The sequence below is a fragment of the Pseudobutyrivibrio xylanivorans DSM 14809 genome (assembly GCF_900141825.1).
Lineage (GTDB): Bacteria > Bacillota > Clostridia > Lachnospirales > Lachnospiraceae > Pseudobutyrivibrio > Pseudobutyrivibrio xylanivorans.
Genome location: NZ_FQYQ01000007.1, coordinates 46,458 through 63,887 on the forward strand (window position 1 = coordinate 46,458; position 17,430 = coordinate 63,887).

The 17,430-nt window shown below is 40.0% G+C and carries 25 protein-coding genes; all 25 read right to left on the minus strand.

The genetic code is table 11. The annotated features are described in order from the left end of the window. The 25 genes from ftsH to rplX all read right to left on the minus strand — a co-directional run bounded on the left by ftsH (position 1) and on the right by rplX (position 17,428). Positions 1–2,016: an ATP-dependent zinc metalloprotease FtsH gene (gene ftsH, locus BUA88_RS06900; RefSeq protein WP_083572429.1), complete on the minus strand. Its 2,016-nt coding sequence runs from the start codon at positions 2,014–2,016 to the stop codon at positions 1–3. A gap of 209 nt (positions 2,017–2,225) precedes the next feature. Further along, on the minus strand, positions 2,226–3,023 hold the full coding sequence (locus BUA88_RS06905) for an ABC transporter ATP-binding protein (RefSeq protein WP_072914911.1): 798 nt from the start codon (positions 3,021–3,023) through the stop codon (positions 2,226–2,228). Beyond that, positions 3,016–3,945, minus strand: a complete 930-nt coding sequence (locus BUA88_RS06910; RefSeq protein ID WP_072914915.1) for an ABC transporter permease — start codon at positions 3,943–3,945, stop codon at positions 3,016–3,018. Before BUA88_RS06910 ends, BUA88_RS06905 begins: the two co-directional genes overlap by 8 nt. Positions 3,946–4,022: 77 nt before the next feature. Further along, the gene (locus BUA88_RS06915; protein WP_072914919.1) at positions 4,023–5,051 is read right to left on the minus strand and encodes an ABC transporter substrate-binding protein; all 1,029 of its coding nucleotides are present in this window, start codon (positions 5,049–5,051) and stop codon (positions 4,023–4,025) included. A gap of 155 nt (positions 5,052–5,206) precedes the next feature. Then, on the minus strand, positions 5,207–6,571 hold the full coding sequence (locus tag BUA88_RS06920) for an MATE family efflux transporter (protein ID WP_072914922.1): 1,365 nt from the start codon (positions 6,569–6,571) through the stop codon (positions 5,207–5,209). A 158-nt stretch (positions 6,572–6,729) separates the two neighbouring features. Further along, positions 6,730–7,254: a bL17 family ribosomal protein gene (locus tag BUA88_RS06925; RefSeq protein WP_072914926.1), complete on the minus strand. Its 525-nt coding sequence runs from the start codon at positions 7,252–7,254 to the stop codon at positions 6,730–6,732. 142 nt (positions 7,255–7,396) lie between these two features. Continuing rightward, a complete protein-coding gene (locus BUA88_RS06930) occupies positions 7,397–8,356 on the minus strand; it encodes a DNA-directed RNA polymerase subunit alpha (RefSeq protein ID WP_072914929.1) in 960 nt (319 codons plus the stop codon). Positions 8,357–8,512: 156 nt separating this feature from the next. Next, the gene (gene rpsD, locus BUA88_RS06935) at positions 8,513–9,106 is read right to left on the minus strand and encodes a 30S ribosomal protein S4 (RefSeq protein ID WP_028248319.1); all 594 of its coding nucleotides are present in this window, start codon (positions 9,104–9,106) and stop codon (positions 8,513–8,515) included. A gap of 16 nt (positions 9,107–9,122) precedes the next feature. After that, a complete protein-coding gene (gene rpsK / locus BUA88_RS06940) occupies positions 9,123–9,515 on the minus strand; it encodes a 30S ribosomal protein S11 (RefSeq protein WP_015548335.1) in 393 nt (130 codons plus the stop codon). Positions 9,516–9,550: 35 nt separating this feature from the next. After that, positions 9,551–9,919, minus strand: a complete 369-nt coding sequence (gene rpsM, locus BUA88_RS06945) for a 30S ribosomal protein S13 (protein ID WP_028234412.1) — start codon at positions 9,917–9,919, stop codon at positions 9,551–9,553. A 210-nt stretch (positions 9,920–10,129) separates the two neighbouring features. Continuing rightward, positions 10,130–10,243: a 50S ribosomal protein L36 gene (gene rpmJ, locus BUA88_RS06950; protein WP_004604068.1), complete on the minus strand. Its 114-nt coding sequence runs from the start codon at positions 10,241–10,243 to the stop codon at positions 10,130–10,132. 131 nt (positions 10,244–10,374) lie between these two features. Continuing rightward, on the minus strand, positions 10,375–10,593 hold the full coding sequence (gene infA / locus BUA88_RS06955) for a translation initiation factor IF-1 (RefSeq protein WP_015548337.1): 219 nt from the start codon (positions 10,591–10,593) through the stop codon (positions 10,375–10,377). Next, positions 10,586–10,852 carry a KOW domain-containing RNA-binding protein gene (locus BUA88_RS06960; protein WP_072914932.1) on the minus strand — a complete coding sequence of 89 codons (267 nt, stop codon included), beginning with the start codon at positions 10,850–10,852 and terminating at the stop codon, positions 10,586–10,588. Before BUA88_RS06960 ends, infA begins: the two co-directional genes overlap by 8 nt. Next, a complete protein-coding gene (map, locus tag BUA88_RS06965; protein ID WP_072914936.1) occupies positions 10,843–11,643 on the minus strand; it encodes a type I methionyl aminopeptidase in 801 nt (266 codons plus the stop codon). The genes BUA88_RS06960 and map overlap by 10 nt, the downstream gene beginning before the upstream one ends. Before the next feature lies 1 nt (position 11,644). After that, positions 11,645–12,289 carry an adenylate kinase gene (locus BUA88_RS06970; protein ID WP_072914941.1) on the minus strand — a complete coding sequence of 215 codons (645 nt, stop codon included), beginning with the start codon at positions 12,287–12,289 and terminating at the stop codon, positions 11,645–11,647. Positions 12,290–12,398: 109 nt separating this feature from the next. Then, on the minus strand, positions 12,399–13,712 hold the full coding sequence (gene secY / locus BUA88_RS06975) for a preprotein translocase subunit SecY (RefSeq protein ID WP_072914944.1): 1,314 nt from the start codon (positions 13,710–13,712) through the stop codon (positions 12,399–12,401). 1 nt (position 13,713) lies between these two features. Beyond that, the gene (gene rplO, locus BUA88_RS06980; RefSeq protein ID WP_072914949.1) at positions 13,714–14,157 is read right to left on the minus strand and encodes a 50S ribosomal protein L15; all 444 of its coding nucleotides are present in this window, start codon (positions 14,155–14,157) and stop codon (positions 13,714–13,716) included. Positions 14,158–14,174: 17 nt separating this feature from the next. Then, entirely contained in the window at positions 14,175–14,360 is a 186-nt protein-coding gene (gene rpmD / locus BUA88_RS06985; protein ID WP_015548343.1) for a 50S ribosomal protein L30, read from the minus strand. Positions 14,361–14,373: 13 nt separating this feature from the next. Beyond that, entirely contained in the window at positions 14,374–14,883 is a 510-nt protein-coding gene (gene rpsE / locus BUA88_RS06990) for a 30S ribosomal protein S5 (protein WP_015548344.1), read from the minus strand. An 11-nt stretch (positions 14,884–14,894) separates the two neighbouring features. Then, on the minus strand, positions 14,895–15,263 hold the full coding sequence (rplR, locus tag BUA88_RS06995) for a 50S ribosomal protein L18 (RefSeq protein ID WP_015548345.1): 369 nt from the start codon (positions 15,261–15,263) through the stop codon (positions 14,895–14,897). 18 nt (positions 15,264–15,281) lie between these two features. Then, positions 15,282–15,821: a 50S ribosomal protein L6 gene (gene rplF, locus BUA88_RS07000; protein ID WP_015548346.1), complete on the minus strand. Its 540-nt coding sequence runs from the start codon at positions 15,819–15,821 to the stop codon at positions 15,282–15,284. An 89-nt stretch (positions 15,822–15,910) separates the two neighbouring features. Next, complete coding sequence (rpsH, locus tag BUA88_RS07005; protein WP_015548347.1) at positions 15,911–16,312, minus strand: 30S ribosomal protein S8; 402 nt, start codon at positions 16,310–16,312, stop codon at positions 15,911–15,913. Positions 16,313–16,352: 40 nt separating this feature from the next. Then, positions 16,353–16,538: a type Z 30S ribosomal protein S14 gene (locus tag BUA88_RS07010; protein WP_015548348.1), complete on the minus strand. Its 186-nt coding sequence runs from the start codon at positions 16,536–16,538 to the stop codon at positions 16,353–16,355. Positions 16,539–16,548: 10 nt separating this feature from the next. Beyond that, on the minus strand, positions 16,549–17,094 hold the full coding sequence (rplE, locus tag BUA88_RS07015; protein WP_028234422.1) for a 50S ribosomal protein L5: 546 nt from the start codon (positions 17,092–17,094) through the stop codon (positions 16,549–16,551). A 22-nt stretch (positions 17,095–17,116) separates the two neighbouring features. Then, positions 17,117–17,428, minus strand: coding sequence for a 50S ribosomal protein L24 (gene rplX, locus BUA88_RS07020; protein ID WP_015548349.1), 312 nt, complete (start codon positions 17,426–17,428; stop codon positions 17,117–17,119). Between the last annotated feature and the right edge of the window lie 2 nt (positions 17,429–17,430).

A 17,430-nucleotide genomic window follows, 5' to 3' on the forward strand; every position in this document is an offset into this window, starting at 1 on the left:
TTACTCATCAAAAATACTATCTGTAACTACGTTATTAGGGTCATCTTCAAAGACGCTCTTAAACTGTGATGCAGGGTCTTTCTCCTTGTCTGCATCTGGGTCTGGAATACCCTTAATCTCTCTGAAAATCTTCATGAATTCTTTACCAGTAATAGTCTCGTTTTCGAAAAGATACTCAGAAATCTTATCAAGGCTTTCCATGTTCTCAGAAAGAAGTTCCTTAGCCTTAGCATAGGCTTCAGTAATCATCTTAAGAACTTCGTCATCAATCTGGGCTGCTGTGTTCTCACCGCAGATAAGAGAAGCTCTTCCGTCAAGATACTGACTCTCTACTGTAGCAAGTCCCATCATGCCAAACTTCTCTGACATACCAAAGCGAGTAACCATAGCTCTGGCAATCTTTGTAGCCTGCTCAATATCGTTTGCTGCACCTGATGTAAACGAACCAAACTTGATATCCTCGGCAGCTCTACCACCCATGTATGTAACAATCTTCGCAATGAGCTCATCCTTTGTCTCAAGGAACTTCTCCTCCTCTGGAGTCTGAAGTGTGTAGCCCAAAGCACCCATTGTACGTGGTACGATTGTAATCTTCTGAACTGGCTCAGCATCCTTCTGGAGTGCTGAAACAAGTGCGTGACCAACCTCGTGATAAGAAACGATTCTACGCTCCTTCTCACTCATTGCTCTATCCTTCTTCTCCTTGCCACCTACAGCAACGAGCTCGAAGGCCTCAAATAAATCTTTCTGATTAACAAACTTTCGCTTATCCTTAACTGCAAGGATAGCTGCCTCGTTGATAATGTTGGCAAGGTCAGAACCTACAAGTCCAACAGATGCAAGAGCAAGTGCATCTAAATCAACCGACTCATCCATCTTAACATCCTTGGCATGAACCTTAAGGATTTCAAGACGTCCCTTCTGGTCTGGTCGATCTACGATAATTCGTCTATCGAAACGTCCTGGACGAAGAAGTGCTTTATCAAGAACCTCTGGACGGTTTGTAGCTGCAAGAATAAGAAGACCCTTGTTAGAATCAAATCCGTCCATTTCTGAAAGGAGCTGATTAAGTGTCTGCTCACGCTCATCATTACCACCGCCATAGTGAGCATCACGGCTCTTACCAATGGCATCAATCTCATCGATGAATACGATACAAGGTGCTACCTTCTGCGCCTCCTTGAAAAGGTCACGTACACGTGATGCACCTACACCAACGAACATCTCTACGAAATCTGAACCTGCAAGTGAGAAGAATGGAACACCAGCTTCCCCGGCAACTGCCTTTGCAAGAAGTGTCTTACCTGTTCCAGGAGGGCCTACTAAAAGTGCACCCTTTGGAAGCTTAGCACCGATTTCCGTATATTTCTTAGGATTGTGAAGGAAATCAACCATTTCCTGAACTGATTCCTTAGCCTCATCCTGACCTGCAACATCCTTAAATGTGATACCTGTTGCTTTCTCCATGTTATAGAGCTTGGCATTTGATTTGCCAACACCCATTGGGCCTGCGCCCATCTTCTTCATAAGGTAGCCTAGGATTACCCAAAGCAATACCAATGGAAGGATAAAGGATAGGATGTTGTAAATAATAGCCGCTGTAGAATCAGGAATTGTACCCTTAATCTCGACTTTATGCTTTTTAAGAAGTGGCATCAACTCATCATCCTGTACACCTGGGTACGCGGTATAAAGAGTCGACTTTGCTTTCTGACCTGTTGCCTCATAAAGCTGCTGAAGCTTAGCTGCCTCCTCATCTGAAACACCATAGGTCTCGCCCTCTTTTAATTCGATGTTAATAACATCATCCTTGAAGGTGACGCTATCTACCTTATCATCTTCAACCAGCGTCAAGAACTCTGTGTATGTGATTTCTTGATTTCCGCCAGAACTTGAGCCCTTATACATCATGCTTGTAAAGAAAAGCGCTATAAGTACAAGAATTCCTAATGTATAAAAAGGCTGACGATTATTCTTTTTATCTCCACCATTCTGGTTGTTATTATTTTCGTTCACATCTGCCTCCGAATCGTAATTTAATTTTGTACGATACTAATTTATCATATATTGTTGCAAAAGTATCGATTTTAATACTTTTTTAATACATTTAAAATAATAAAACCACTTGTTACGCTCTCAAGCCTTGTCATTACTCCGCTCAACGTAGAATGTTTCGCTTTAGTAATGTCAAGAGCTTGATAGCTACAAGTGGTTAATAAAATAAACTATTTAGATAGAATTTCAGTATCATTCGTAAATTCGGTTCCTGACACTTCTTCAAACTTATGAAGAAGGTCCTCGATAGTAAGATTTTTCTTCTCTTCTCCGCTGATATTAAGGATTACACGTCCCTCATTCATCATGATAAGTCTATTACCGTAATTAATGGCATCACGCATATTGTGTGTAACCATCATAGCTGTAAGACCGTGCTCCTTAATTAGCATATCTGTAATCTCAAGAACCTTTGATGCTGTTTTAGGATCAAGAGCAGCTGTATGCTCATCCAGAAGAAGTACCTTTGGCTTCTGAATTGTCGCCATCAGAAGTGTAAGAGCCTGTCTCTGACCACCCGAAAGAAGGCCTACCTTTGCTGTTAATCTGTCTTCCAAACCAAGATCAAGCTCCTTAAGCATCTCATGATAACGTGCACGTTCTGATCGAGTAACTCCCCAGCCAAGTCCTCTGCCTTTTCCACGGCGGGCTGCAAGAGCCATATTTTCATCAATCTGCATATTTGCTGCAGTTCCTGTCATTGGGTCCTGAAATACTCGACCCAAATATTTTGCACGCTTATGCTCAGGAAGTCCTGTTACATCAATTCCATCAATTGTAATACTTCCACCGTCTACAGGCCAAACACCCGCTACAGCATTAAGGAATGTAGATTTTCCTGCACCATTTCCACCAATTACTGTACAGAATTCTCCCTCTGCAAGATTAAGTGTGGCACCAGCCAATGCTACCTTCTCGTTGATTGTGCCAGCATTGAAGGTCTTTTGTAAATTAAAAGCATTAAGCATTTCCCTTACCTCCTCTTCTGGCTGCCTTTCTAAAGGAGCTATTTGCCTTATTCTTTAAATATGGTACTGCAAGGAATACTGCAACGATGATAGCTGTGAAAAGCTTCATGTCGTTTGCTGGCATCTTGAGCCACAGTACAATCGCGATAAACAGGTAGTATAAAATTCCACCTATGATTACAAAAGATAATGCTAATGCGAAATTTGATTTCTTTCTAAACAGCGCTGTACACAAAACATCACCTATGATAATAGACGCTAATCCGATAACGATAGCACCACGTCCCATATTTACATCAGCATTTCCGTTAAACTGAGCAAATAATGCTCCAGCAAATGCTACTAATGCATTTGAAATAATAAGCCCCAAAGCCTTCATAACATTTACATTAATTCCCTGCGCCTTTGCCATAGCTGGATTAGTACCTGTTGCTCTAAGTGCAGAACCCATCTCTGTACCGAAGAACCAATACATAAGTGCAATGATAATAGCTGCCATTACAATTACTGTAATAAGAGCGTCTGTCTTGTATCTAAGAGATACTGCCAAATTATATTTATCTACCGAAATAGGAGTGTTAGGCTGATTGTCAGCTATTCTAAGATTAATGGAGTACAATGCGAGCTGTGTTAAAATTCCTGCCAAAATATCTGGAATACCAAGAACTGTATGAAGCACACCAGTTATAAGACCAGCTGCTGCTCCTGCAATAAACGCCAACACAAGGGCAAGTATCCATGAATGACCTGAAAGAATAACCATGGCCGCTACAGCTCCACCTGTCGCGAAAGAACCATCTACAGACAAATCTGCGAAATTCAATAATTTAAATGTAATAAATATGCCGAGAGCCATAATTCCATAAATTATACCTTGCGCTACGGTGCCCGGCATTCCTGCTATTAGTGTTTCAATTCCCATTTTAAACTCCAAAGAGCAAGGCCCAAAAATCTGGCCTTGCCCGTATTAATAAATTTTATTTTTTTTAATACTTCTCTTTATTCCATTTCAATTTCTACATAATCTTCTGGAACCTTGATACCAAGAGTATCTGCGATAGACTTGTTATATTCCTTTGTGAACTCTGTAGCATATTCAATATCGTATGTAGCTGGATCTTTTCCATTTACTAAGATTTCGTATGCCATGAGGCCAGCATTGTAACCGATGTCATAGTATGAAATAGAAAGAGTAGCGATACCACATCCCTTGCAGATTCCCTCTTCACCTGCAACGATAGGTACTCCTGCTGTTAAAGCTACATTGTTGATTGTCTCAGCTGCGTTAGCTGCTACATTATCTGTAGGAACATATAAAACGTCGCTTGAGCCACATGCTGACTGTACTACTGTTGCAACATCTGCAGAATCAGCAAATGTGTAATCATTTACGTTGTAACCATACTTCTCTAAATACTTTGTAATTTCTTTTGCCTGATACAATGAGTTCTTCTCACCTGAGCAATAGATAAGTCCAACTTCCTTAGCATCTGGAAAAAGTGTATTTAACATTTCTGCCTGACCATCAAGTGGTGCAAGATCAGAAGTACCTGTTACATTTACGCCAGTAGCACCGCTCCAATCCTCGATATCGAGAGCAGATGCATAATCTGTAATTGATGTAGCAACGATTGGAATAGAATTTGTAGCTGTAGCTGCAGCCTGTAATGCAGGTGTAGCATTTGCCATAATCAAATCTACGTTATCAGATACAAATGTATTTGCAATTGTTGCACATGTAGCATTGTCACCTGATGCGTTCTCGATAGTTACTGTGACCTTGTCTCCAAGCTTCTCAACAATAGCATCTTGGAATCCCTCAGTAGCTGCATCTAAAGCTGGATGCTGAACAAGCTGTATAACTCCCACATTATAAGTTTTTGAATCGTCTGTTGAAGCAGCTGCAGTTTCTGTAGCAGCTTCTGATGTTGTGCTCTCAGCTTCTTTCTGAGCAGCAGAATCAGTTCCACAGGCAACCAAAGAAAGTGTCAATGTCATCATTGCGATCAGACTAACAAGTTTCTTCATATTTTTCTCCTCCTTAATATTCAATGTGTACACTTTAGCACTTTTAACGACTAAAGTCAATTAGTCAAACTAAGGCCTTTGGAGGAAAATTATTTCTGTATTTAATTGATTTTTCTGTTTGATCTTAATTATTAAGAATTCCATTAATAGGTTTATTAGAAATGGTGAAACCCATCTTCGCCAAATTTCTTATCGAGCTTTTTACAGCAATAATAGAATCCCGGAATAAGGAAGAACACAGCAAACAGCCATGCAATTGGACTAGCCCAGATTGCACCTGCATAACCTATCATTGGCACAAATGTAAATGCCACAAGGATCCTTGCTATCATTTCCATTACACCTGAATATATTGCGAAGGTGGAAAATCCCATACCCTGAATTGCAAATCTGAATATATTTACGGCCGCAAGCAATGTATATGTAATTGCGTTTGCAAGCAGGAACATCATTGCCTGCTCAATAACTATGTCAGTATCTGTAAACAGTCTGAGTATATATCTTCCTGAGAAAAACAGGATTACAAATATAATAACTGCGTATATTGTTCCCAAAAGCTGTGCAGTCCATACCCCCTTCTTAACACGTGGGATATTCTTTGCTCCTACATTCTGGCCTGCATATGTGGCCATTGTGCCTCCTAAAGCATCAAATGGGCACACTACAAACATAGATACTTTTACACCCGCTGTCATGGATGCTACGGCGATTGTACCCAGTCCATTAACTGCAGTCTGGAGAATAACAGAACCTATGGCTGTAATAGAGTACTGTAACCCAAATGGGATACCCATGGCAATCAACACCTGAGTGTGATGTTTACCTAGAACCATATCTGTTTTCTTCATTTTTAAGATAGGGAATTTCTTTCTCATGTAAATAAGACAGCTTAAGCCTGCGATAAGCTGTGATATTACTGTAGCAAGCGCTGGACCTTCCACGTTCATTTTAAGGCCTATAATGAATGCTATATCAAGTACGATATTAATTCCTGCAGCCATTATAAGGAAATATGAAGGTGTCTTACTATCTCCAAGAGAACGCATTATACCTGCAGTCAAGTTATAAAGGAATGTAACTGGAATTCCAAAGAAAATAATTGATATGTACGCATAAGCTAAGTCGATAATATCATCTGGTGTTTGCATTATCGCTAATATGTCATAACAATAAATAGATATAACTGTAGTGAGCACTACAGAAAAAATAACAGATAATATAATAGAATTACCTACGAATTTTCTCATCGAATCATAAGATTCTGCTCCAAAACGCTGTGCGACTGGAATCGCAAATCCAGAGCATACACCTATACAGAATCCGTTAATGAGGAAATTTATCGAACCAGTGGAACCAACAGCTGCTAAAGCACTATCCCCAAGAGTTTGTCCTACGATGATAGTATCCACCAAACTATACATTTGTTGAAATAACAAACCTGCCAACATAGGAATTGAGAAACCGAGTATAAGAGTAAGTGGATTTCCTTCTGTTAACTTCTTTGTAGAATCTGCAGCCATAAAATACTCCTTTGTATTTTAGTATAAATTTTGCTCCATTAAATTGTCCTTGTCTTCATAATACAATATATGACTTTTATATGATATGAATTTTTTCCAAAAAATGTGCAAAAAAATCCCAGAACAATTTCTGTTCTGGGATTAATGAAAGTCTCAAATTATACTAACTCAAGAACAACTTCCATAGCTGCATCGCCCTTACGTGGTCCAATCTTAACGATACGTGTGTAACCACCCTTACGATCAACGTACTTTGGAGCGATCTCATCGAATACGAAGTTAGCCATATCAACCTTGTGTGACTCTGACTTCTTTGCACCCTTAGCAGTTGGAGTGTAAAGAACCCGCATCATCTGACGACGAGCGTGAAGTCTTGAAGGAGAGTCCTTCTTAATCTTCTTATCTACTGTATCGTATACAGTAACCTTCTTGCCATCAACAACTTCCTTTACTCTCTTACCATCTTTATCCTTGCGAGCAACCTTAGCCTGAACTGTAACCTCTTCGAAGTTATCCTTTTCCTTTATACCAAGTGTAATGATGTGCTCTGCAATCTTCTTTACTTCCTTAGCCTTAGCCTCAGTTGTAACGATCTTTCCGTGATAAAGAAGCTCTGTTACCTGATTTCTTAAAAGTGCTTTTCTCTGTGAAGATGTTCTGCTTAACTTTCTGTACTTTGCCATTTCTTTTCTCCTTAAAACTGGCGTCACAGGTGCTCATCGGTCTTACCCCGTAACTGTGATTAATGGAAAGGCATTCGCGAAAATGCTCATCGGTCTTATATTTCACGTATTATTTCCTGTTACTTAAATATCACTAAGCGAATTAGTCCTCAATTAATCTAAGTGAAAGACCAAGCTCGCTAAGCTTCTGCTCTACTTCTTCCATTGACTTGCGACCAAGGTTACGTACCTTCATCATATCATCAGGTGACTTGTCGCAAAGCTCTGCTACTGTGTTGATACCAGCTCTCTTTAAGCAGTTGTATGAACGAACTGAAAGCTCAAGCTCATCAATGCTCATCTCAAGAGTCTTACCTGTTGTATCATCAGGCTTATCAGCGATAACGCTGAGATCCTGAGCAGCCTCTGAAAGATTAACGAATAAGTTAAGGTGCTCGCTGAGTACCTTTGCAGCCATAGAAACGGCCTCATCAGGACCCATAGTACCATTTGTGTATACATCAAGTGTAAGCTTGTCGTAATCTGTAACCTGGCCTACACGAGTGTCTTCAACTGTCATATTTACACGCTCTACTGGTGTGTAAATTGAGTCAACTGCAATCTTGCCGATTGGAGTATCTGGAGTCTTGTTCTTATCTGCTGAAATATAACCTCTGTTCTTTGTAATTGTAAGCTCCATGTAAAGCTTGCAATCATTACCACCATTAAGGTGAGCAATAACAAGATCAGGATTAATAATCTCGATATCAGAGTCAACCTGGATATCAGCAGCTGTTACTACTCCTTCTCCCTCGAACTCGATATATGCTGTCTTTGGCTCATCTGAACTACTATTATTTCTAATAGCAAGCTCCTTGATATTCATAACGATTTCTGTAACGTCTTCCTTAACGCCTGGGATGGCACTAAACTCATGAAGAACGCCCTCAATCTTAATCTGGCTAACTGCAGCTCCAGGCAGAGATGAAAGCATAATTCTACGAAGAGAATTGCCAAGTGTTATACCATAACCTCTCTCGAGAGGCTCTACAACGAATCTGCCGTATTTTTTGTCCTCAGAAATCTCAGCGATTTCAATATTTGGGTTTTCAAAATTTAACACTACATTGCCTCCTTAATATAGTTTGCTAGACTCTAAAAAACAGAATATTTTAAAAATATTCTGAATCTGCTTATGCCGTATAGAAAAATTTTAACAAATCGCACTTATACAAGCAAGCTTGTATAAGTGCTTTTTGTAATAATTTACTAAAATTTATTATTTTGAATATAACTCGACGATAAGCATCTCGTCTACAGGAACATCGATCTGTTCTCTGTTAGGAAGCTCCTTAACTGTACCCTTAAGGTTCTCAGCGTCAACGTCAACCCACTCAGGAACTGTTCTACCAGCTGTTACTTCAGTGATATCCTTGAATCTCTGAATGCTCTTTGACTTCTCGCGAACTTCGATAACATCTCCAGCCTTTACAAGGTATGAAGGAATGTTAACTGGCTTGCCGTTTACAAGGAACATCTTGTGATCAACAACCTGACGAGCTTCCTTTCTTGTACGTGCGAATCCCATACGGAATACTACGTTATCAAGACGGCTCTCAAGCATTGTCATAAGGTTCTCACCTGTCATGCCCTTCTGACGGTCTGCCTTCTCATAATAATTACGGAAAGGCTTCTCAAGTACGCCATAGATGAACTTAGCCTTCTGCTTCTCCTGAAGCTGAAGAGCGTACTCAGACTTCTTACCTCTTCCTCTATTCTTCTGTCTACGTGACTTTTTATCATATCCTAAAAATGTAGGATCTAAATCAAGAGATCTACATCTTTTAAGAACTGGTGTCTTATTAACTGCCATTAGATTTTCCTCCTAATTAGACTCTTCTACGCTTTGGTGGACGACATCCGTTGTGTGGAACTGGAGTAACATCCTTGATTGTAAGAACCTGAACGCCGTTTGCATCGATTGCTCTGATTGCAGCTTCACGTCCTGAACCTGGTCCCTTAACGAATACATCTACACTCTTTAAACCGTGAACTAATGCAGCCTTAACTGCTGTCTCTGCTGCCATCTGTGCAGCATATGGAGTAGATTTTCTTGAACCTCTAAATCCTAGACCACCAGCACTTGCCCATGAAAGAGCATTACCCTGAGCATCTGTAATAGTAACGATAGTGTTATTGAAAGATGCCTGAACATGTACCTGTCCGTGTTCAACGTTTTTCTTTACACGCTTTTTTGTTGTCTTCTTTGCAACTTTAGCCATAATTAAACTAACCTACTTTCTTTCTATTAAAATAATTACTTCTTCTTATTTGCTACTGTACGCTTTGGACCCTTGCGAGTACGAGCGTTTGTCTTAGTCTTCTGTCCACGAACAGGAAGACCCTTTCTATGACGGATTCCTCTATAGCATCCGATTTCCTGAAGTCTCTTGATATCAAGGGCAACTTCTCTTCTAAGATCACCTTCTACAGTTAATGTCTCATCGATAACTGTGCTGATCTTCTTAACTTCTTCATCAGTTAAATCCTTAACACGTGTGTTAGGATCTACGCCAGCTGCCTCAAGAACTTTGTTTGAGCTTACTCTACCAATTCCGTAAATGTAAGTTAAACCAATTTCAATTCTCTTGTCTCTTGGTAAATCTACACCTGCAATACGAGCCATGTGTGTTTACACCTCCATAAATATTTCTACAATTAATAAGCGATATAAAATAATGCAGCTCCGAAAAATCGGCCTGAAATGTGTGCATATCCCATATCTTGTCCAAAGTGGCCCCGGTATGATGGGCCTTTTTATTATGAACAGCCTAAATTAGATACTCTTTAGGCTGCAGCCGCACATAATAAATGCATTACATAAACTAATCAGAAATTAACCCTGACGCTGCTTATGCTTTGGGTTTTCACAAATGATGCGAATGCTACCCTTTCTTTTGATGACCTTGCACTTCTCGCACATAGGCTTTACAGAAGATCTTACTTTCACGATTTTCCTCCTTTCCATGCCCTTTTTTCAAAGGTTGTGGTCAACTTATATTTGAACATTCCAAAAACGTCCGCTTAATAGTATAGCGACCGTTTGTCAGTATGTCAATATCTTTTTTCAATAACTATTTATTACTTATCTCTCCAAATAATTCTTCCCTTAGAAAGATCATAAGGACTCATTTCGATTGTAACTTTATCACCTGGTAAGATACGAATGTAATTCTGTCTTAACTTACCACTGATGTGAGCAAGAATCTGGTGACCATTCTCAAGCTCTACTTTAAACATTGCGTTTGGAAGTTTTTCAACAACAACTCCCTCAACTTCAATAACATCTGCCTTAGACATCCTGGTTCCTCCTATTATAAACCTTAAGAATTCTTTTAATAGTTATATCATCCAGCGCTTCTTTATCCTGGATTTCATCCAACACTTCTGATGGAATATTTTTTATAAGTTGTAAATGAATCTTTTTCTTTTTCTTAGGCTTAGCAACCGGCTTGGTTGTGCCATTTGCTATCATATAGAAATCATCTCTTTCTTCCAGTATTACATATACCTGTTTTCTATCATGACCTGCCTTTGATGTTGCAAGCATTAAATCCATTTATTTCCCTCCGGATTTGAAAGCTCTGTTGGAGTAAGTGTAAGAATCTCTGGAGCTCCATCTGTTATAACAATTGTATTTTCATAATGAGCTGATAAAGACTCATCCATTGTAACAACTGTCCACTCATCATCCATCCAAGCTACATCAGGACCACCTGCATTTATCATTGGCTCAACTGCAAGAGTCATGCCCTTAATAAGCTTAGGTCCTTTTCTAAATTTACGACGGAAGTTTGGAATTTCTGGAGCTTCATGTAAAGAACGGCCAATTCCATGTCCAACTAAATCTCTGACAACTCCATAACCAAAACTCTCGGCATAATCGCCGATTGCCCCTGAAATATCATAAAGATGATTTCCAGCTGTTGCAAATTTCATTCCCTGAAAGAAAGACTGTCGTGTTCTTTCTATAAGAAGTCTTGCCTCTTCGCTAATCTCTCCAACACCGACTGTACGAGCCGCATCTGAGTGATAACCTTTATACAAAACTCCTGTGTCCAAACTGACAATATCACCATTTACTAAAATGTGATCTGCTGTTGGTATGCCATGAACCACTTCATCATTAACAGAAACACAAACGCTTCCTGGATAGCCATACAAGCCCTTGAAGTTTGGTTCACAGCCAAAACTTCTAATGACTTCCTCACCCAGTCTATCTACATCTAAAGTAGACATACCTTCATGAATCTCTTTTGCAAGAGTCTCATGAACCTGAGCAAGAATCTTTCCAGCTTCTCTCATTAATTGAATTTCTTCTTCAGTTTTAATAGTTATAACTTCCGACATCTTAAGCTCCTAAAATAGCTGTGATATCCTCAAAAACTTTTTCCATTGGCTGTGTACCATCAACAGACTTAAGAATACCCTTACCATTATAGTAATCGATAAGTGGCTGTGTCTGATCATGATATACATCAAGTCTCTTCTTTACTGTCTCTGGCTTGTCATCTTCTCTAAGTACAAGCTCGTTACCACATGTATCACAAATTCCTTCCTTCTTAGGTGGAATAGAAACGATGTGATATGTAGCTCCACAGTTAAGACATGCTCTACGCCCCGACATTCTGTTGATGATATTCTCATCTGGAACGTCTACATCGATTGCATAGTCCATAGACTGACCAATCTTTGTAAGAGCAGCATCAAGAGCCTCTGCCTGAGGAATTGTTCTTGGGAATCCATCTAATACAAATCCATTTTTTGCGTCATCCTGTGCAATACGGTCCATAACAAGATCACATGTAAGTTCATCTGGAACAAGCAAACCCTGATCCATGTATTCCTTTGCCTTCTTGCCAAGCTCTGTACCGTTTTTAATGTTAGCACGGAATATATCACCTGTCGAAATGTGAGGAATAGAATACTTAGAGGCAATCTGCTTTGCCTGTGTTCCTTTGCCTGCACCAGGTGCACCTAACATAATAATCTTCATTTTTATAAAAACCTCCTGCATAAGTAGATTGTCGATAAAATTTTTCTCTAAAAACACCTTAAGAGATACGCAGAAATCCCACGTATCTCCCTTGGTATCTTAATGACGATTAGTCATTTAAAAATCCTTTGTAATTACGAACCATCATCTGTGATTCAACCTGCTTAAGTGTCTCAACGATAACACCAACAATAATGATGATTGATGTTCCACCAAATGAAACGCTTGCGCCAAGTAAACCGTTAAAGATGAGTGGAAGTATAGCTACGATTGAAAGACCAATTGCACCAATGAAAATGATGTGCTTCAGAATGCTTGTTAAGTAATCTGAAGTTGGCTTTCCTGGTCTAATACCAGGGATAAATCCGCCTGAACGCTTAAGATTCTCAGCAATCTCAAGTGGATTAAATGTAATCTCTGTGTAGAAATAAGCAAATCCAATGATGAGAAGTACATATACAACTGCACCAATTGTATTTACCCAATTTCCTGGGTTAAACCAGTTAGACTGATTCATAGCATTTAATACTTTACCCCAGAATCCCTGAACGCCATTCTTGTCGAAAAGCTGAACAAGCATTATTGGAGTCTGTAACAGGGACTGTGCGAAGATAACCGGGATAACACCTGCTGTATTAACCTTCATAGGAATTACAGATGAGTTACCACCAACCTGTCTTCTACCCTGAATTTTATTGGAATACTGTACTGGGATACGTCTTTCTGCGCTCTGTAAGATAACAACAAATACTACAAGTGCAACGATGATTGCCGCAATAATAATTCCAGCAAGTGTTGCCTTTGGTACTGTCTTACCCTTCATGAACTGCTCATAAAGCTTTGTTAAATCAGATGGGATACGGCTGATAATGTTAATAGTAAGTACTATTGAAATACCATTTCCGATTCCTCGTTCTGTAATTCTCTCACCGATCCACATAAGAACTGCAGAACCTGCTGTAAGAGAAGCTACAACTAAAATAACATATAAAGGATTATAAGCTACAAGGTATCCGCTTCTTCCAAAACCAATTGCCATAGCAATAGATTCCCCCAGTGCTAAGCCGACTGTAAGATAACGTGTAATCTGAGTCATCTTCTTTCGACCAGCTTCACCATCTCGCTGCATCTCTTCTAATTTAGGAAATGCAATTGTAAGCAACTGCATAATAATTGAAGAGGTAATGTATGGTGTAATGTTCAGTGCAAATACTGACATTGCTGAAAAAGAACCACCAGTGATTGAATCGAAGAAATTCAATGCACTGTCACTATCCGCGAAGAGACTGCTAAAGGCACTACCATTGATGCCAGGCACTGGAAGCAAGCTTCCAAGCCTAACAACAATAAGCATTAAAAATGTAAAACCAATTCGTCTTCTTAAATCTTTAATTTTAAAAGCATCGCGTAGTGTTTGAAGCATATTAGATCACCTCTACAGTTCCGCCTAAAGCTTCAATCTTTTCCTTTGCACTTGCGCTAAAAGCATTAGCCTTAACATTGAGCTTCTTTGTAAGCTCTCCGCCACCAAGGATCTTAACGCCATCGCGAGGGTTCTTAATGATACCGCTCTCGATAAGTGACTCAACAGTTACAGTAGCACCATTATCAAATCTCTCTAAATAAGAAACATTGATACCAACGATTTCCTTTGTATTTCTGTTCTTGAAACCACGCTTAGGAAGACGTCTGTATAAAGGCATCTGTCCACCTTCGAATCCAAGTCTAATGCTTCCGCCAGAACGAGCCTTCTGTCCCTTATGACCCTTACCAGCAGTCTTGCCATTTCCTGAACCGTGTCCACGGCCTCTTCTGAAATTATCGCTATGCTTTGAGCCTTCTGCTGGCTGTAAGTTAGATAAATCCATTATGGCACCTCCTTCTATTAAATTTCTTCAACTTTTACTAAGTGATTGACCATTCTAAGCATTCCGCGAACGCTGTCGTTGTCAGGAAGCTCAACAGTCTTATTGACCTTTCTAAGGCCAAGTGCTTCTACAGTCTTCTTGTTCTTAGGAACAGCACCGATTGTAGACTTTACGAGTGTTACTCTTAACTTCTTCTCTGCCATTTTACTTTCCTCCTTAAGCAAGAATGTCTTCAACCTTCTTGCCACGAGCCTTAGCTACTTCTTCAGGTGACTTAAGAAGCTTAAGTCCCTCGATAGTAGCAAGAACAACGTTCTGCTTATTTGATGATCCAAGTGACTTTGTACGGATATTTCCAATACCTGCAAGCTCACATACGGCACGTGCTGGACCACCAGCGATGATACCAGTACCTTCTGGAGCCTTCTTAAGAAGGACAGAAGCACCTGTGTGCTTACCCTGAATGTCATGTGTAATACTGTGGTTGTCATCAAGTTTAACTGTGATGAGCTTCTTCATTGCATCTTCCTTACCCTTGCGGATAGCTTCAGGAATTTCAGCTGCCTTGCCAAGTCCAGCGCCAACGTGTCCGTTCTTATCGCCTACTACAACAAGAGCTGTGAAACGCATGTTACGTCCACCCTTAACAACCTTTGTTACACGCTTAATTTCTACAACCTGCTCAGTTAACTCTAACTGGCTAGCGTCAATGATTTCACGTTTCATGTGTTCTCCTCCTAGAATTCTAATCCAGCTTCTCTAGCTGCGTCTGCAAGAGCTGCAACCTTGCCGGCATAAATGTAACCACCTCTGTCGAATACGACTTCCTTGATTCCCTTTTCCTGTGCCTTCTTTGCAATAACTGTACCAAGCTTTGAAGCAGCTTCTACGTTATTTGTCTTTGCAAGATCTGCCTTAACGTCTGCGTCAAGAGTAGATGCTGAAACGAGTGTATTTCCACATGTATCATCAATAACCTGAACATACATGTGATTGTTGCTTCTGAACACTGCTAAACGTGGTCTTTCTGCAGTACCGGCTAGAGTGTTACGAAGTCTTCTATGCTTTGTCTGGCGAACTACTGATCTAGATTTCTTACTTACCATTTTACATTCACTCCTTTACTATTTCTTACCGGTCTTACCGACTTTACGTCTAATAACTTCATCAGAGTACTTAATACCCTTACCCTTGTATGGCTCAGGTCTTCTCTTATCTCTGATGTTGGCAGCGTACTGACCAACCTTTTCCTTGTCGATACCCTTGATGATAATTTTATTTCCGTCAACAGTTGACTCGATACCCTCTGGATCTTCCATCTCAACTGGGTGTGAGTAACCAAGGTTAAGAGTAAGCTTCTTACCAGCCTTTGATGCTCTGTAACCTACACCGTTAACCTCAAGAGTCTTCTCATAGCCATCAGTAACACCAACAACCATGTTGTTGATAAGTGTTCTTGTAAGACCATGTAAAGACTTCATCTTCTTTAAATCATTAGGTCTAGTAACAACAACTTCTGCACCCTCAAGCTTGATATCCATCTCTGATGGAAGTGTTCTCTCAAGAGTACCCTTAGGACCTTTTACAGTCACATGATTATTTTCTGCAATCTCAACTGTAACACCAGCTGGAACTGCGATTGGCATTCTTCCTATACGTGACATGCCCGTACCTCCTTAAATAAGATAGTATGTCCGGCTTCTATAACCGGGTTATACTTTTTGGTAATTAGTTACTTATTGTTTGATATTGATTACCAAACGTATGCAAGAACTTCGCCACCAACCTGAAGCTTACGAGCTTCCTTATCTGTGATGATGCCCTTGTTTGTTGAAAGGATAGCGATACCAAGACCACCTAAAACGTATGGGATATCGTCCTTACCAGCGTAAATACGAAGACCTGGCTTAGAGATTCTCTTAATACCAGAAATGATCTTCTCGTTCTTGTTTGCACCGTACTTTAATGTAACACGGATATCCTTGAAGTTACCATTATCAACGATGTCGTACTTTGTGATAAATCCTTCATCTACAAGAATGTCTGCAATTGCAAGCTTCATCTTTGATGCAGGAATATCTACTGTATCATGTTTTGCAGTATTTGCATTACGGATTCTTGTAAGCATATCTGCTATTGGATCACTCATATTCATGATGCAATTTCCTCCTAATTTTCAATCTGTGCTCGTTATCTTACCATGAAGCTTTCTTAACGCCTGGGATCTGACCCTTGTAAGCTAACTCACGGAAACATACTCTACAAATACCATACTTTCTAAGGTATGCATGTGGACGACCGCAGATTTTGCAGCGGCTATATTCCTGTGTAGAGAACTTAGCTGCGCGCTGCTGCTTTACTTTCATTGACTTCTTTGCCATAACTTTCCTCCTATGCTTCCTTAGCGAAAGGCATGTTGAATAAACGAAGTAATTCTCTTGCCTCTTCATCTGTCTTAGCTGTAGTTACGAAGATGATATCCATACCACGAGTCTTGTCGATCTTATCGTACTCGATCTCAGGGAAGATAATCTGCTCCTTGATACCAAGTGCATAGTTACCTCTACCATCGAAGGAATTAGGATTTACACCTCTAAAGTCACGTACACGTGGGAGTGCAAGATTGATGAGACGATCTGCGAACTCGTACATCTTCTCTCCACGAAGTGTAGTCTTACATCCGATTGCCATACCTTCACGAATCTTGAAGTTAGCAACAGAATTCTTAGCCTTTGTTGTAACAGCTTTCTGGCCTGTAATCTTTTCCATATCATTAACTGCAGACTCAAGAAGCTTTGCGTTGTCCTTTGCCTCGCCAACACCCATGTTGACAACGATCTTTTCGATCTTAGGAACTTCCATAATATTCTTGTATCCAAACTTCTCTACCATTGCTGGTACGATCTCATTAAGATACTGATCTTTTAATCTACTCAACGAACTGTTCTCCTTTCTTCAATTAGTCAATCACTTCGCCAGTCTTCTTAGCGAAACGGACCTTCTTATCTCCGTCCATCTTGAAGCCAACGCGTGTAGGCTGACCGTTATGAAGTAACATAACATTTGAAGCATCGATAGGAGCTTCCTGCTCGATGATACCGCCTGCCTGGTTAGCCATGCTAGGCTTAACATGACGCTTAACCATGTTAACACCTTCAACTGTAACGGTGTTATTCTTCTTATCTACTGCGATAACCTTACCTTCGTTGTTAACATCGCCACCTGCGATGACACGAACTGTATCGCCTTTTTTAATTTTCATTGTTGCCATTC